Below are 15,008 nucleotides of genomic sequence, written 5' to 3'. Positions count from 1 at the left end.
CTACTCCGCCAGGTCTCGCGTGCGACTGGTCTTCCACTGGATGAAGGTGAAGATGAGCGTGATGATGAGGATGACGATGCCGATCGCGGCGCCGTATCCCTGCTCCCTGATCTGGAAGCCGTTGCGGTACGCGTAGGTCACGAGCACCGAGGTCGAGTTGCCCGGGCCGCCGCCGGTCATGACGAAGATCAGGTCGAACACCTGGAACGACGCGATCACGTTCATGATCAGCAGGAAGAACGTCGAGGGTCCGACGAGCGGCACGGTCACCGACCGGAACTGCTGCCAGCGGCTGGCACCGTCGATGCGCGCCGCTTCGTACAGCTCGGGCGAGATCGACTGGAGGCCGGCGAGATAGATGATCATGTTGAAGCCCAGCCGCAACCAGACCGCGGCGATCATGACCGAGATCATCGCGGGGCCGCCCTGCGACTGCCAGCCGACCGAGTCGAGGCCGATGGCGTTCAGGATCTTGTTCACCAGGCCGTTCGACTCGTAGAACATGATCACCGCGATCATGCCCGAGGCGACGCCGGAGATGACCATCGGCAGCACGATCATGGTGCGGAAGACACCGCGCGCCGGAAGCACCGAGTTCAGCAGAACCGCGAGACCGAGGCCGCCGAGCAGCTCGATCGGGACGGTCACCGCGGTGAAGAGCATGGTCTGCGCCAGGCTCTGCCAGAAGACCGGGTCGGAGACGAGCCGGACGTAGTTCTCGAGCCCCACCCACTCCGGGTCGCCGAAGCCCTTCGTCTCCTGGAAGGAGATGATCGCCGCCCAGATGATCGGGACGAACAGGAACAGCGACATCAGGACGAGGTTCGGAGCGGCGAAGCTCCAGCCGACGAGAGACTCTCGCAGGCGGGCGGTCCGCTGCCCCGCCCGCGGCCGGGGCGACGCGACAGCGTTACCCCGGTCGCGGGTGGACAGAGCAGTCATTACTTGGCGGCTTCCTCGATGGCGGCCGACAGGTTCGCGAGCGTGTCGGCAGTGGACTGCCCGCCGATGAACGCGGCCTCGAGCTGGTCCTGCAGCGCCGTGTTGATCGCGGCCATGGCCGGGGAGGTCAGCTGCTTGACGTCGCTCGGCTCGATCGTGCCGGCCTGATCGACGAACACGGGCATGACGTCGGGACGCACCTTGAACTCCACGGCGTCGCCCTCGAGGTCGAGGCGGGTCGGCAGCTCATTGGTGTTGGCGCAGAACTCGCTCATCGCGTCGGCCGAGACCATGAACTTCAGGAACTCCGCGGCCAGCTCCGGGTTCTTCGTGTCCTTCGTGGCGACCAACGCGTTGCCGCCGAGGTCGGTCGCACCGCGCTCGTCCTTCGGCATCGGGATGGCCGTCCAGTCGAACTTCGAGAGCGAGTCGATGTCGGGCACGAGGAAGGATCCGGCGAAAGCCATCGCGACCGTTCCCTCGGTGAAGAGGTTGTCGGCGTAGACGGTGCCCTTGGTCGAGCTCGTCGGCGGGACCCATTCGTTCTCGAAGAAGCTCTTCGTGAAGTCGAGAGCCTTCTCACCCTCGGGCGAGTCGATGGTCGCGGAGGTGCCGTCGAGGAAGGTGCCGTTCGCCTCGAACAGCCAGCTCAGCCAGCGGGGTGCGCCGCCGAGCTGCCAGTTGTAGGCGAAGGGGTACTTGTCGGCGGGGAGCGCGCCGCGCAGCTGCGTGGCGACATCGGCGAACTCGTCCCAGGTCCACGCGTCGTCCTGCGTGGTGGGGAGGGTCGCCGGGTCGATGCCGGCATCCGTCAGCATCTGCGTGTTGACGAGCAGAGCGGACACGTCGGTCTGGTGGGGCACGCCGTAGGGTGCGCCGTCGAACGACACGGCCTCCCACATCGCGGGGGTGAACTCAGCGATCTCCTCGTCGGAGAAGTACTCGCTCAGGTCGAGCAGCTGGTCCTGGCTCGAGTAGACGCCGAGGTTGCCGTAGTCGACGCGGAAGAGATCCGGCGCCTTCCCCGAGGAGAGCTGGGCGTCGATGTTCGAGAACATCTGGTCGTAGGGCACCACGTTGAGCTTGATGTCGACGCCGTCGTGGTCGGCCTCGAACTGCTTGATGAGGTCCTTGAAGGTGGTCTCCTCGGACTCGCTGCCCCAGGTGGTGAAGGTGAGGGTCTGGTCGCCGCCCTCTTCGCTCGATCCGCCGCCGCCCCCGAAGCCGGCACAACCGGAGAGCACCAGTGCGCTGGCCGCGCCGATCCCGACGATGCCGATGAGGCGCTGATTTCTGATTCTCACGCGTCGATCTCCTCTTGTGATGTCGCCGACAGCCAGGGTGCTGCGTGGCGTCCGTTCGTTGCAGTATTCAACAACCTGCTCAATCCGTCAAGAACTTTCATTCCTTGCTCATTTCTGATTGAATCTGCACAGATCGTCGCCACATGCGCGCCGACGGAGAGACCTGAAGGACCACGATATGAACGACAGCATCGTCGGAACGGGCGCCATCACCCGGGCAGAGCTCACGAGCCAGCCCGAGATCTGGCAGCAGGCACTCGACCTCGCCGAACGTCATCGCGCCCTTCTCCCCGCCGCGGGCGAGAAGGTGCTGATCGTCGGCTGCGGCACCTCCTATTACATCGGCGACTCGTACGCGTACCTCCGCAACGACGCGGGGCTCGGACGCACGCGCGCCGCGATCCCCAGCGAGCTCGACTGGATCGATGACGACGAGCACATCGTCGTGATCTCCCGTTCCGGCACGACACAGGATGTCGTCGACCTCGTCGAGCGCTACGGCGCCACCCACCGCATCACCGCGATCCTGGGCGACACCGACACTCCGCTCGGCCGACTGTGCACCGACCGCACCGTGCACCTCGACTTCGCCGACGAGAAGTCGATCGTGCAGACGCGCTTCGCCACGACCGTGCTGACGACGCTCCGAGCCTCGATCGACCAGGTGCCCGCGACGCTCGTCGACGATGCGCGCACCGCCCTCGCGGAGACGCTGCCCACCGACCCCGAGCACGTGCAGCACATCGTCTTCCTCGGACACCGCTGGACCAACGGTCTCGCACAGGAAGCCGCCCTGAAGGTGCGCGAGTCCGCCGGCTTCTGGACCGAGGCGTACTCGATGTGGGAGTACCAGCACGGCCCCATCTCGTGCGCCGGCCCGAACACTCTCGTCTGGTTCCTCGGCGAGGCGCCCGACGTCATCGCCGACGACGTGCGATCGACCGGGGCAGCCGTCTACGTGAACGACCTCGACCCGCAGGCGAACCTGCCACTCGCGCACCGACTGGCCGTCGACCTCGCCGCGCTGCGCGGACGCAACCCCGACACACCTCCGTTCCTGAACCGCTCGGTCCTCGTCACCGACTGATGCCCGTCATCACGATCGCGACGGTGCCGCACGCCGCGGAGCGCGACCTGCTGCAGAGCGTGGCGGATGCCGTCGCCGACGCGCTGGAGCTGGCGCCCGGCGATGTGATCGCGATGTCGATCCCCGTCCGCGCGACCGTGACGAACGGCGCGACGACGGATGCCGACGCGAATCCGTGGGCCCTGATCAGCATCCACGGCTCCGACCGCGGCGAGGAGAAGACCGGGCGCGCATGCGGAGCCGCACGTCACGCCGCGGCAGACTGGAGTCGTCGGCAGGTCGCGGATGGCGGAGTCGACCTGGAAGGGGTGTGGTGCGAATGGCTGCTGCCGCAGCATCCGTAGGCCGACTGCTCGTCGTCGGCGAGCTGTGCGTCGATCTGATCATCGAGGTCGGGGACGAGCTCCGGTTCGGTCAGCACGAGCAGATCGTGCCGAGGACCACCCTCACCATGGGCAGCTCGTCCGCGATCACGGCGTGCGGTGCGGCCGCGCTGGGAGTCGACACGCGACTGATCAGCGTGCGCGGAGACGACACGTTCGGCCGCTTCCTCGACGCCGAGCTGCGCGAGCGCGCCGTCGACACCGCCGGGGTGCGCGTCGATGAGACGCTCCCCACCGGCGCGTCCACCCACCTCACCCGCCCGAGCGGCGACCGCGCCATCCTCACTTCGATGGGATCGATCGGCACGGTCCGCGCCGCAGACGTCACCGCTGCCGACCTCGCGTCGGCTGCGCACCTGCACGTCGGCAGCTACTTCCTCCAACACGCCCTGCATGCCGACGCGCCCGCGCTTTTCCGCGCCGCGCGCACGGCGGGGCTGACCACCTCCCTCGACGGCAACTTCGACCCCGAGGAGCGGTGGGACTCCGGCATCCTCGAACTGATGCCGCACGTCGACGTCTTCTTCGGCAACGAGGAGGAGCTGACCGGCATCACCGGTGCGGGCAGCATCGACGCCGCGATCGAGCATCTTCTCGCGATCATGCCCGCGGACGCCGTCGTCGTCGCGAAGCTCGGCGCCGAAGGTGCCATCGCCGCGCGGCGCACAGGCACCGGGATCGGACGCGCCCGCGCAACGGTTCCGGCGCTGGATGCGGAGCTCGTCGACACCGTCGGGGCCGGCGACACCCTCGCAGCCGGCTTCCTCGCCTCCCGCATCTGGGGTCAGCCCGTCGAGCGAGCCATCGCCTTCGCCGTGGCCTGCGGAACAGCATCCACGCGCGGCAGCGGCGGGGTCGGCGCCCAACCCGACCGGGACACGGCGACGGCGCTCGCGGCGCAGACCACCGTCACACGCTGAGGCGTGCGAGTCAGAGGCGTCGCGCTCAGAGCTTGCGCACCGTGATCGCTTCGCTGCCGTGCGACTGCCGCAGCGTGCGCAGGCATCGCGAACAGAGGATCTCGACCTGTCGCGGATGACCCTCGCCGCAGACGCAGTCGATCGTGACACGCCACTTGGCCCTGCGTCCGCAGGGCTCGTATCCGCTCTCGTCACCGTGATCGCATTCGCAGCGCTGGCGTCCGCGGTCGACGCCGGCGAGTTCGCCGAGGTCGACGATGCTCTCCGTGTCCAGCTCCGCAGATCTCACCACCAGGAGATGCTCCCAGGACACGCGTTTCCGCGCAACCGTCAGCGGGGTCTCAGCGGGACAGGTACTCCAGGTGCAACGCCAGCGAGGCCTCGAGCGTGTCGGTCTCGCCGGTGGCCCGGAGCACCTGCACACCTCCCTGGATGCCGGCGATGACCGAGGCTGCGACCGTCGCAGCATCCGCGTCCGACCGCGCCTCCCCCGCATCCTGCATCGCGCGGATGCCACGGGTGAGGCGAGACCGCCAGTCCGCGAGCAGTGCGGAGATGACCTCGGCGGCACCGGGAGCGGATGCCTGATCCATGAGGGCGGCGAGCGGACAATGGGCGCCGAGCTCGCGATATCGGGCGACGACGGCGGCGCTCCATCTCTCCCACCCGCGGCGATCGGTCAGGTCGTCGAGCTGAGGCTGCTGATCGCCGATCACGTGATCGGCCTCGCGACGGATGGCGGCGAGCAGCAGCTCCTCCTTGCCGCCGGGGAAGTAGTGGAACAGCTGTCCTTTGCTGGTGCCGGTGAGGGCGCGGATGTCGTCGAGCGTGATGTCACCGGGAGCATCGCTGCGCAGGTACGAGGCCGTCGCATCGAGGATGCGCCCGCGCGTGGCCTGTCCCTTGACGGTCAAAGTCATGAACTCATTCTCCCCGCTTCTGGACTCGCGGGTCCAGAAATTGCGGCGTACCGTCGCCGACATGACACGCAGATTGAACGACAGAACCGCGCTCGTGACCGGAGCGACGAGCAACATCGGCCGCGCCATCGCCGCCGCCCTCGCGGCGGAAGGCGCCTACGTGATCGTCTCCGGACGAGACGCCGACCGTGGCGCAGAGGTCGTCGCGGAGATCCGCGCCTCGGGCGGACGCGCCGACTTCGCCCGCGCCGATCTGACCGGCGACCGGGCGGCGAGCTCGACGTTGGCGGCTGATGCCCTCGCCCTGACCGGCGGACGCCTCGACATCCTCGTCAACAATGCCGGCGTGTACCCGCTTCACTCCACGGCGGATGCCGGAGACGACCTGTTCGACCACATCTACGGCGTGAACGTCAAGGCGCCGTTCCATCTCGTGCAGGCGCTCGTCGGCCCGCTCGCCGAGAGTGGCGGGGTGATCCTCAACCTCGGCTCCTGGGTCGCCCGACTCGCGGTGCCGTCCAGTCCGCTGTACTCGTCGTCGAAGGCGGCGATGGAAGCCCTGACCCGAGCGTGGTCGTCGGAGCTCGGGCCCCGCGGCATCCGCGTGGTGGGCGTCTCGCCCGGCGTCATCCGCCCGCTCGGATCGGATCCGGATGCTCCGCATCGCTCCGACGCATTGATGGCGGACGCGCCGACCGGGCGAGCGGGCGAGGCCGCCGACATCGCGGCGGCATCCGTCTATCTCGTCTCCGATGACGCCTCGTTCGTGCACGGGACGACGCTCGACGTCGACGGCGGACGCGCGAACGTCGCTGTCTCGGCGGCGCGCGAGGCAGCCTGAGGCCGGGACTCGTCGACGCGGTCAGCCGCCGATGGCGTTCATGCCGCGGGCGGGCTGCAGGAACGACGGGTCGTTGATCGCGTGGCCGGGCAGCTTGCCGTGCACGCAGGAGCGCAGCAACGCGGCGATGGCGTCGGCGCGCTGTCCCGGCACCGATCCTTCGCTCCGCATCACCGCGGTGAGGTCGTATTCGGCGTTCGAGAACAGGCAGTTGCGGAACTGGCCGTCGGCGGTCAGGCGCAGGCGGTCGCACGCGCCGCAGAACGGTGCGGTCACCGAGGCGATCACCCCGACCTCGTGCGGGCCGCCGTCGATGCGCCACTTCTCGGCCGGGGCGCCGCCGCGACCGGGAACCGGGTCGAGCTGCCACCGCTCGCCGAGCTTCTCGAGGATCTCCTCGCGGGTCACCATCGTGGAGCGATCCCAGGTGTGCCCGGCATCCAGCGGCATCTGCTCGATGAATCGCAGCTGTGCGCCCACGCTCATGGCGAAGGCGACGAGCTCGGGCAGCTCGTCATCGTTCACTCCGCGCATCGCGACGGCATTGAGCTTGAGCGGACGGAGTTCGGATGCCGCCGCAGCGGCGATCCCCTCGAACACGTCGTCGATCCGGTCGCGCCGCGTCAGGTCGGCGAAGCGCTGCCGGTCGACCGTGTCGATGCTGATGTTCAGGCGGGTGAGCCCCGCCGCGATCAGGTCAGGGAGCTTCTTCGCGAGGCTGATGCCGTTGGTGGTCATGGCCACCTCGACCGGTCCGTCCTCACCCCGGATCCGGGCGATCCGGCGCACGACCTCGATGATGTCGGCGCGCAGAAGCGGCTCGCCGCCGGTGAGGCGGAAGGTGCGGATGCCGAGCGACGCAGCCACCTCGGCGACCTCGACGATCTCGTCGGTGGAGAGGATGCTGCTGCGTGCGAGCCATTCGTTGCCCTGCTCGGGCATGCAGTAGGTGCAGCGCAGCGAGCAGCGGTCGGTGAGCGAGATGCGCAGATCGCGGTGCACGCGGCCGTGCGTGTCGACGAGGGCACCGGTCGTGGGCACCGGCGCGGCATCGGGAGCAGCGACGGGCGCGCGGACGCCGATCACGACTGGTACGGCCGTCATCGCTCCACCCCGCGCGTAGTCATCCTTCGAGACTAACCCGCGTCACGTCGGCGCGGGTGCGCATGACCTCGAAGACCGGCACATTGCCAGTGACGGCTGCGGTCAGGGAGTCCAGGCGTCGCGGTCGTGCGTGATCCACACCCGATCCGGATGGAGCGAGCGGATGAGCAGCTGCCCCTCGGACTCCGGCTCGTCGAGCTGACCGAACCACACGGCGGTGTCGCCCGCGATGATCGTGGGGCGGTCGCCGGTGTCGACGACGACGATCTGAGAGCCGCGCGTGTGTCCGCGCGCCGGCAGGAGCCGGATTCCCGGGAGCAGTTCGTGCTCGCCGTCGACCGGCACGTAGTTCGTGCCCGGCGCATCCACCCACTCGGGGATCGTGTAGTCCTCCTCGGTACGGGCGTCTTCGAGTTCCTGGCGCTGCACGTAGATCGGCTTCCCGGCGAAGAGGTGATTGCCGCCGCAGTGGTCGAAGTGCAGGTGCGTGTTCACGACCATGTCGATGCCGTCCAGGTCGAAGTCCGGTTGCTCATGAAGCGGATACGGCCGGGGCGCGAGGTCGGCCGCCGCGGGGTGCGCCTCGGTGAAGCCGGTGTCGACGAGAACGCGACCCTCGGGATGTTCGATGAGGTGCACGTAGACGGGCATCAACTCGCCTTCGGCCGTCAGATCGCCGACGTGGATGGGCGTGATGCTGATCCCGGTCATCGCGGAACCGCGTCGTCGGAATCGCGCAGGGAGTGGATCATGCTGCGGAGCATACTCCGGGCCGCGGACGTCTCGCGATCGCTCATTCCGCTCAGCATCCGCACCTCGACGGACCGGACCGCCGCGCTCGCCTGCTCGCGCCGTCGCTGGCCGAGCGGCGTGAGCTGCGCCGGCAGCACCTTCCCCACCGCGGCTTCGGCGGGGCGGGTCACGGAGCCGTCCCGCTCCAGCGACTGGAGCAGCACGTTCATCGACTGCCGAGTGACGAAGGTCCCCCGCGCCAGCTCGGAGTTCGACAGGCCGGGGCGCTGCGCGAGCAGCTCCAGGCAGGAGTAATGGGTGACGGTCATCCCGAGCGGCCGCAGCACCGCCTCCATCGAGGCGCGCAGTGCGCTCGACGCCTCTTTGAGGAGGTAGCCGAGAGACGTCTCCAGGTGGATGCGCTCTTCGTCTTGACTCATGTCAGTATTCTGACATACTCTGTTGCGTGTCAGAAAACTGACATCAAGGAAGGAACACCATGCCCGTCACCGGCCCCGACTTCATCTCTCTGCAGGCTCGCGACCTCGCCGCCTCTCAGGCGTTCTACGAGCAGCACCTCGGTCTCGTCCGCTCCCCTGCCGGCCCGCCCCACGCCGTCGTCTTCGAGACGACCCCCATCGCCTTCGCACTGCGCGACGTGGTGCCGGGAACGGATCTCGCGTCCGTCGCACAACCGGGAATCGGCGCCGCGATCTGGCTCCACGCCACCGACGTCCAGGACATCCACGATGCCCTGGTCGCCGCCGGACACCCGATCGTGTCCGCGCCGATCGACGGCCCGTTCGGCCGCACGTTCACGTTCGCCGACCCCGACGGCTACCAGATCACGCTCCACGACCGCGCGTAGAAACGGGCGGTGGTCGCTACGAAGTTCTGTCAGCACGCCACGAAACGCACGTCCGCGGGGTCGACCTGCAGCCGCAGTTGATCACCGGGCGCGAGCCCCACGGCATCCGCCAGCGCGATGTCGACCGCACCGGCCTCCGTGTGCACGCGGACGCCGGCGAGCGTCGACTCGAGCCGGGTGACGCGGGTCCGCCAGGCGCCGGCATCCGTCACCGTCTCGTCGACGATCCGCACGTCCTGCGGGCGGAACACGGCGGCGAGCGCCGCGCCGTCCGTCGCCGCGAGTGTGCGCGAAGCGGCATCCGCACTCGCCAACCGCAGGTCGCCGTGCCGCCAGGTGCCGCCGTCCGCGACACCGACGAGGCGGTTGACGCCGGCGATCGCGGCGACGAATCCGGATGCCGGTGACGCCAGCACCTCGCGGACCGCGCCGCTCTGCGTCACGCGACCGGCCTCGACGACGATCAGGCGCTCGGCCAGCGCGACGGCATCCGCCGCATCGTGCGTCACGGCGATCGTCGTCGTGCCGGCGAGCTGGTCGCGCAGCATCTGCCGGATCTCCCCCGCGGTCGCCGGATCCAGCGCGACCAGCGGCTCGTCGAGCAGCACGGCCCGCGGGGATGCGGCGAGCGCGCGGGCGACGGCGACGCGCTGCCCTTCGCCGCCCGACAGCTCGCGCGGCATCCGCTCTCCCGCTCCCGGCAGCCCGACGCGCACCAGCCACTCATCGGCGGAATCGCGCGCTGTGCGGGCGTCGACCCCTCCGGCGCGCGGTCCGAAGGCCACGTTCTCGCGCACGGACAGGTGCGGGAAGAGCCGGGCATCCTGTCCGAGCAGCACGACGCCGCGGCTCATCGGCTCGGTGCGGATGCGGGGCGCAGCGACCCGATCGACGACGCGGCCGCCGATGGATATCTCGCCGTCGGTCAACGGCTCGAGGCCGGCGAGCGCCTGCAGCAGCGTGGACTTGCCGGCACCGCTCGGCCCCATGACGGCGACGGTCTCGCCGGGGGCGACGTCGAGTGCCACATCCACGGCGAAGTGCTCGCGCTCGACGATCACGTGTGCGCGCAGCCCGCTCATCGCGCGGCCCCCGGACGCCAGCCGCGCACCAGCAGCAGCACCGCGATCGCGGTGACGAGCAGCAGCAGCGAGAGGGCCGCCGCGGCGCCCTGCGAGACGCCGGCGCCGTTGAACGCGGTGTAGATCGCGAGCGGCATGGTCTGCGTGACGCCGGGACGGTTGCCGGCGAACAGCGCCGTTGCCCCGAACTCGCCGATGGCGCGGGCGAAGCAGAGCACGACGCCGGCCACGATCCCGGGCGCCGCGAGCGGCAGCGTGATCCGTCGGAGGATCGTCCACCGGCTCGCGCCGAGCGCTGCCGCCGTGCGCTCGTGGTCGACACCCGAGGTGCGCACGGCGCCCTCGACCGCGAGCACGAGGAAGGGAAGCGCGACGAACGTCTGCGCGAGCACGACCGCGGGGGTGCTGAACGACAGTCCGATCCCGCCGAGCCATCCCGCACGCCCGAACAGGTAGAGCAACGCGACGCCGCCGACCATCGGCGGAAGCACGAGGGGAACCGTGACCGCGGCGCGCAGTCCTGCGGCGAGACGCGGTCCCGAGCGGGCGATGTACAGCGCGAGCGGCACACCGACGATGATGCAGAGGACGGTGGCGATAAGGCCCGTGCTCAGCGACAGGGCGAGGGCCGAGAGCGCGGCCTCCGACGTCACGTCGGCGAGGAACGTCGACCACTGCACACGGGCGACGAGCGCCGCGAGCGGGAGGATCAGGAAGATCAGCCCGACCGCGGCGGGAACGGCGAGCGCGCGGGGCGCGTAACCCCGCGCGCCGCCCGGACTCATGGCTTTCCGAAGCCGAAGTCGGCGAGGATCTTCTGACCGGCGTCCGACAGGACGAACGCCACGAAGGCCTCGGCGGCATCCGGATTGGCGGCGTCGGCGAGCGCCGCGATCGGGTAGTGGTTGACGACGTCGTCCGCACCCTCGGGCACGATCACCTCGATGTCGTCGCGGCCGATCACGTCGGTCGCGTACACGAACCCGGCATCGGCCTCGGATGCCGCGACCTTCGTGAGCACGGCGGTCACGTTCTGCTCGAGGCTCGCGGCCTCGACCGTCACGCCGGCGGCGGTGAGGAGCTTCGCGGATGCCGCGCCGCACGGAACCTCGGGAGCGCAGAGCACGGTGGTGACGCCGGCGAGGTCGGCAAGCGTCTTCACGTCACCGGGGTTGCCGGCGGGCACCGCGATCACGAGAGTGTTCGACGCGAAGAGCGCGGGGTCGATCGCGGCATCCCCCGCCTTGTCCATGTTCGCCTCGTCGGCGGAGGCGAAGACGTCGGCCGGAGCACCCTCGAGGATCTGCGTGACGAGCGTCGACGACCCGTCGTACACGGGGCTGACCTTCACCTCGGGGTTCTCGGCTGTGAACTCCTCGGCGATCGCGTCGAATGCCGCGGACAGGGATGCTGCGGCGTAGACGTTGAGCTCACCGCTCAGAGTGCTCTCCGCCGCGGTCTCGGAGGGGGAAGCGGACGGGCTGGACTCGGCGGCGCCCGCGCAGCCCGTGAGGACGAGGACGGCAGCGGCGAGCAGCGCAGTGGCGGAATGGCGGAACGTGCGATTCATGGGTCAGACCTTCGGGACTTCGACGACGACCTGGGTCGCCTTGACGGACGCGGTGGCGAGAGAGCCGACCTCGAGCTGCAGATCTCGCGCGGCCTCGGCCGACATCAGCGAGACGACGCGGTGCGGACCCGCCTGGAGATCGACCTGAGCCATCAGGCCCTCGATCTGCACGCGGGTGACGATCCCGACGAATCGGTTGCGGGCGCTGGAGAGGACGTCGTCCCCCGTCTTGACCTCTTCCGCAAGAGCGACAGCACGAGCCGCGAGCGCGTCGCCCGGGATCTCGGCCGGAACGGCATCCGTGACAGGAAGGAGGCCGTGGTCGATCCAGCGCCGGACGGTGTCATCGCTCACGCCGAGGAGCTGCGCCGCGCGCGCGATTCGATAGGTCTGCATGATCCGAACCTACCGCAGATGCGTACTCAATGGAAAAAAGATTCCGCATCTGCGAAGTATGGGGTCTCGATCGAGAGCGGCTGTCCCCCGAATGGCCGATACCGCGTGCGGCGGATGTCCGCGAAGATGGGCAGTTCCGGAGATTTCGAACGACAGGTGGAGCCCAGTGACGAGCGACACGACGACGCCGCCGGACCAACCGGGGGACGGCCTGTCCGAGTTCGCGGAGCTGCTGACCCACGAGCAGGAATTCACCTCTGATCGTGACCGGATCGATCCGCAGGTGCGCAGAAGACGCCGACGCCGGGGCCTCATCATCGCCGCCGTCTGCGTCGTCGTGCTGCTGGCCGCGACCGGAGGTTACATCGGGTGGGCTCTCACTGCTCCGGTGAATCCGCCGGCGGTGACCACCGCCACACCGCAGGCCCCGGCAGTCGAAGCCGCGGTCATCGCCACTCCCACGACGGCGGCTTCGGCCATCAGCATCGCGGGCGCCGACGCCTACCTGGGCGAGGCCGCGACAGGTATCTGGTCGTCGACCGGGACCGGCGAGGCCCTCCCCATCGCGAGCATCACCAAGCTCATCACCGCGCTCGTCATCCTCGAGGCTGTCCCGCTCGCCTCGGCCGATGACCCCGGACCGACGATCACGTTCAGCAAGGCCGACCATGAGCTCTACGACCGGTATTACGTGCAGGGCGCGACCATCGCCCCCATGCCCACCGGCACTTCGATGTCGCTGCACGATGCCTTGGCCGCCATGCTGATCCCCTCGGCGAGCAACTATGCCGAGGCCCTGTCGTCCCACATCTTCGGATCGCAGAACGCGTTCCTCGGCGCGACGCGCGACTGGCTCGCAGCGCGTGGCCTGACCGGCACGACGATCACCGAGCCGACCGGCATCAGCCCCCGCAACACGAGCACGCCGGCGGATCTCCTGGCGATCGGGAAGCTCGCCGCAGCGCATCCGGCGATCGCTCAGATCGTCGCGACCCCGTCGATCTCGCTCCCCGGCGCCGGTCAGCTCTACAACACCAACGGCCTGCTCGGCACGGCGGGGATCACAGGGTTGAAGACCGGCACCCTGGGCGAGGGCACGTACAGCCTGCTGTACACGGCGACGCTCGAGGTGGGCGCCGCCGATCCGCTCTCGGTGACCGGCGTGTTCCTCGGAGGATCGTCGCGCGACTCGGTGAACGCCACCGTGATCGCCACCTTGGACAGCATCCGCACCGGCTTCCACACGGTGCCCGTCGCGACGTCAGGCCAGGAGGTCGGCACGATCTCGACACCCTGGGGTTCCACCGCCCAGCTGGTGATCGGACGGGCCGCGTCGTTGTTCACCTGGTCGGACACGCCGATCGTCGTGACGATGGACATCGACGCCCCGCCGACCTACAGGGACGGCACCGTCGTCGGCAGCGTCACCTGGACCGCCGGCCCGAACACCGTCACCGCTCCCGTGCAGATCGCGGGGAACATCGACCCGCCGACCGAATGGTGGCGGCTCACGCATCCCTCCGAGCTCGGTTCCTCGACGGATGCCGGGGGCTGAGGCACCGGATCCCCTCGCGCCATCAGATCAGAGATCCCGCACGGCGATTCCGGGATAGTCCACGATGAGCCCCGCCCCGTCGTAGATCAGGTCGCAGACGAACTCGAACGTGGGCGACTCGTAGTGCAACGTCAGTCCCTCGTCGGAGCGAGCGATGAGCGTGTAGGTCTGGTCCAGGCGCTCGACCCGCAGATCGTCCGCGCGCACGAACGCCGATGACACGTCGAAGGCCTTCCCCTCGACGAGATCGAGCCGGTGGATCGGGAACGTGTTGGTGACCGCGGACGATTCGAAGTCGACGTCGGCACAGCCGTCCAGATCGGGCCTCGGCTCGCCGTCGACCACCCACCGGTCTGCGGCATCGCGGGTCAGCGCCACCTCTCGCCCCCCGGCCGCGGTGAGCGTGGTCGCGTGCACGGCGACCGTCCGCCACGCAGCATCCAGCGTCACGTCGTAGCCGACCGACCAGAGGACCGACTCCTCGTTCGCGGTCGTGTGCCCGACCAGTCGGTGGCCGTCGCCCGCCGATCGGAGGAACACCACCTCGAATCCGTCCCGCACGCCTCGATGCGTCCAACTCGCCTCCGGCGGCAACGGCGACAGTCTCATACGTCGAACCCCGACCACCCGCCGCCCGCTCAGGAGCGGCGGTACTCCGCTAGGATCGCGCCCTTCTGGGTGACCACGGATCGAGTGAGCTTCAGCGTCGCGGGAACGGTGCCGTCGGCGAACAGGCGCTTTCCGGCGCCCACGGTCACCGGGAGGATCGTGAGGATGTACCCGTCGACCAGATCGGCTGCCTGCAGGCTGTGCAGCAGGGTCGCGCTGCCGAGCATGACCAGCTCGCCGTCACCCGCCTTCTTCAGCTGCGAGATCGTCTCGACCGCCTCTCCGGCGACGAGCTCGCTGTTCGGGTGGGGCAGATCCGCCGCGGGGTTCCTGCTGGCGACGAACTTCGGAGTCGCGCGCAGGACGTCGGTGAACGGATTGGGTTCGGATGTCGCGAGCCAGTGGCCGACGAGATCGTCATAGGTCCGTCGGCCGAACACCATCCCCTCCGTCGCACCGCTCCCCGCCATCGCCGCGGCCCCCGCCTCGGGGTCGACGGCCATATGGTTCGCGGCCCACCCGCCGCGGGTGAAACCGTCAGAGGTGTCTTCGTCCGGTCGACCTGGAGACTGCATGACTCCATCGAGCGAGCTGAACTCCACGGCGATGAGCGTGCGCATGTCGGCATCCGTCTCCCGGGCGTCGGCGGCCCGTTCGGCGCCCACGATACTCGCCGCGCGTCCGTGCGCGACAGG

19 protein-coding genes are annotated in these 15,008 nt (G+C 69.3%); 6 read left to right on the top strand and 13 right to left on the bottom strand.

From position 1 onward, the window contains the following. Together LC452_RS09315 and LC452_RS09310 are read right to left on the bottom strand one after the other, a co-directional pair. Positions 1-942 carry a carbohydrate ABC transporter permease gene (locus LC452_RS09315; protein ID WP_223624442.1) on the bottom strand — a complete coding sequence of 314 codons (942 nt, stop codon included), beginning with the start codon at positions 940-942 and terminating at the stop codon, positions 1-3. Continuing rightward, on the bottom strand, positions 942-2,246 hold the full coding sequence (locus LC452_RS09310; protein ID WP_223624441.1) for a sugar ABC transporter substrate-binding protein: 1,305 nt from the start codon (positions 2,244-2,246) through the stop codon (positions 942-944). Before LC452_RS09310 ends, LC452_RS09315 begins: the two co-directional genes overlap by 1 nt. 178 nt (positions 2,247-2,424) lie before the next feature. Between LC452_RS09310 and LC452_RS09305 the strand changes: the two genes are divergently transcribed. The 3 genes from LC452_RS09305 to LC452_RS09295 are packed head-to-tail and all read left to right on the top strand — an operon-like array spanning position 2,425 to position 4,636. After that, positions 2,425-3,333, top strand: coding sequence for an SIS domain-containing protein (locus LC452_RS09305; protein WP_223624440.1), 909 nt, complete (start codon positions 2,425-2,427; stop codon positions 3,331-3,333). Then, positions 3,333-3,677, top strand: coding sequence for a hypothetical protein (locus LC452_RS09300; RefSeq protein WP_223624439.1), 345 nt, complete (start codon positions 3,333-3,335; stop codon positions 3,675-3,677). Before LC452_RS09305 ends, LC452_RS09300 begins: the two co-directional genes overlap by 1 nt. Then, positions 3,653-4,636: a carbohydrate kinase family protein gene (locus LC452_RS09295; RefSeq protein ID WP_223624438.1), complete on the top strand. Its 984-nt coding sequence runs from the start codon at positions 3,653-3,655 to the stop codon at positions 4,634-4,636. The genes LC452_RS09300 and LC452_RS09295 overlap by 25 nt, the downstream gene beginning before the upstream one ends. Positions 4,637-4,661: 25 nt before the next feature. Here LC452_RS09295 and LC452_RS09290 read toward each other — a convergent pair whose 3' ends face one another. Both LC452_RS09290 and LC452_RS09285 read right to left on the bottom strand, forming a co-directional pair. Then, positions 4,662-4,928, bottom strand: a complete 267-nt coding sequence (locus LC452_RS09290; protein ID WP_223624436.1) for a hypothetical protein — start codon at positions 4,926-4,928, stop codon at positions 4,662-4,664. A gap of 49 nt (positions 4,929-4,977) precedes the next feature. Then, the gene (locus LC452_RS09285; RefSeq protein WP_223624434.1) at positions 4,978-5,556 is read right to left on the bottom strand and encodes a TetR/AcrR family transcriptional regulator; all 579 of its coding nucleotides are present in this window, start codon (positions 5,554-5,556) and stop codon (positions 4,978-4,980) included. A 61-nt stretch (positions 5,557-5,617) separates the two neighbouring features. Between LC452_RS09285 and LC452_RS09280 the strand changes: the two genes are divergently transcribed. After that, positions 5,618-6,397: an SDR family NAD(P)-dependent oxidoreductase gene (locus LC452_RS09280; protein ID WP_223624432.1), complete on the top strand. Its 780-nt coding sequence runs from the start codon at positions 5,618-5,620 to the stop codon at positions 6,395-6,397. 21 nt (positions 6,398-6,418) lie between these two features. Here the strand turns inward: LC452_RS09280 and moaA are convergent, their stop codons facing one another. From moaA to LC452_RS09265, 3 genes are all read right to left on the bottom strand, one after another. Then, positions 6,419-7,501, bottom strand: coding sequence for a GTP 3',8-cyclase MoaA (gene moaA, locus LC452_RS09275; protein ID WP_223624430.1), 1,083 nt, complete (start codon positions 7,499-7,501; stop codon positions 6,419-6,421). Between the two features lie 102 nt (positions 7,502-7,603). Continuing rightward, a complete protein-coding gene (locus LC452_RS09270; RefSeq protein ID WP_223624427.1) occupies positions 7,604-8,212 on the bottom strand; it encodes an MBL fold metallo-hydrolase in 609 nt (202 codons plus the stop codon). Then, positions 8,209-8,673, bottom strand: coding sequence for a MarR family winged helix-turn-helix transcriptional regulator (locus LC452_RS09265; RefSeq protein ID WP_223624425.1), 465 nt, complete (start codon positions 8,671-8,673; stop codon positions 8,209-8,211). The genes LC452_RS09270 and LC452_RS09265 overlap by 4 nt, the downstream gene beginning before the upstream one ends. Before the next feature lie 59 nt (positions 8,674-8,732). Here LC452_RS09265 and LC452_RS09260 point away from each other — a divergent pair, with 59 nt between their 5' ends. After that, complete coding sequence (locus LC452_RS09260; RefSeq protein WP_223624423.1) at positions 8,733-9,101, top strand: VOC family protein; 369 nt, start codon at positions 8,733-8,735, stop codon at positions 9,099-9,101. Positions 9,102-9,130: 29 nt separating this feature from the next. Here LC452_RS09260 and LC452_RS09255 read toward each other — a convergent pair whose 3' ends face one another. From LC452_RS09255 to LC452_RS09240, 4 genes are read right to left on the bottom strand one after another with little or no spacing between them, the layout of a single operon-like run. After that, positions 9,131-10,183, bottom strand: a complete 1,053-nt coding sequence (locus LC452_RS09255) for a sulfate/molybdate ABC transporter ATP-binding protein (protein WP_223624420.1) — start codon at positions 10,181-10,183, stop codon at positions 9,131-9,133. Continuing rightward, positions 10,180-10,968 (bottom strand): molybdate ABC transporter permease subunit, encoded by a 789-nt coding sequence (gene modB / locus LC452_RS09250; protein ID WP_223624418.1) that lies wholly within the window; start codon positions 10,966-10,968, stop codon positions 10,180-10,182. The genes LC452_RS09255 and modB overlap by 4 nt, the downstream gene beginning before the upstream one ends. After that, positions 10,965-11,753 carry a molybdate ABC transporter substrate-binding protein gene (modA, locus tag LC452_RS09245; RefSeq protein WP_223624416.1) on the bottom strand — a complete coding sequence of 263 codons (789 nt, stop codon included), beginning with the start codon at positions 11,751-11,753 and terminating at the stop codon, positions 10,965-10,967. Before modA ends, modB begins: the two co-directional genes overlap by 4 nt. A 3-nt stretch (positions 11,754-11,756) precedes the next feature. Beyond that, on the bottom strand, positions 11,757-12,149 hold the full coding sequence (locus tag LC452_RS09240) for a molybdopterin-binding protein (RefSeq protein WP_223624414.1): 393 nt from the start codon (positions 12,147-12,149) through the stop codon (positions 11,757-11,759). A 166-nt stretch (positions 12,150-12,315) separates the two neighbouring features. Here LC452_RS09240 and LC452_RS09235 point away from each other — a divergent pair, with 166 nt between their 5' ends. Further along, positions 12,316-13,704, top strand: a complete 1,389-nt coding sequence (locus LC452_RS09235) for a D-alanyl-D-alanine carboxypeptidase family protein (RefSeq protein ID WP_223624412.1) — start codon at positions 12,316-12,318, stop codon at positions 13,702-13,704. A gap of 27 nt (positions 13,705-13,731) precedes the next feature. On the opposite strand, the gene LC452_RS09230 is transcribed toward LC452_RS09235, so the two are convergent. Together LC452_RS09230 and LC452_RS09225 are read right to left on the bottom strand one after the other, a co-directional pair. After that, on the bottom strand, positions 13,732-14,313 hold the full coding sequence (locus LC452_RS09230) for a putative glycolipid-binding domain-containing protein (protein WP_223624409.1): 582 nt from the start codon (positions 14,311-14,313) through the stop codon (positions 13,732-13,734). 29 nt (positions 14,314-14,342) lie between these two features. Beyond that, entirely contained in the window at positions 14,343-14,978 is a 636-nt protein-coding gene (locus LC452_RS09225; RefSeq protein ID WP_223624407.1) for a dihydrofolate reductase family protein, read from the bottom strand. Positions 14,979-15,008 lie beyond the last annotated feature (30 nt).

The organism is Microbacterium sp. EST19A, assembly GCF_019969685.1.
Taxonomy (GTDB): domain Bacteria; phylum Actinomycetota; class Actinomycetes; order Actinomycetales; family Microbacteriaceae; genus Microbacterium.
This window is presented reverse-complemented; position numbering and strand designations above follow the sequence as displayed.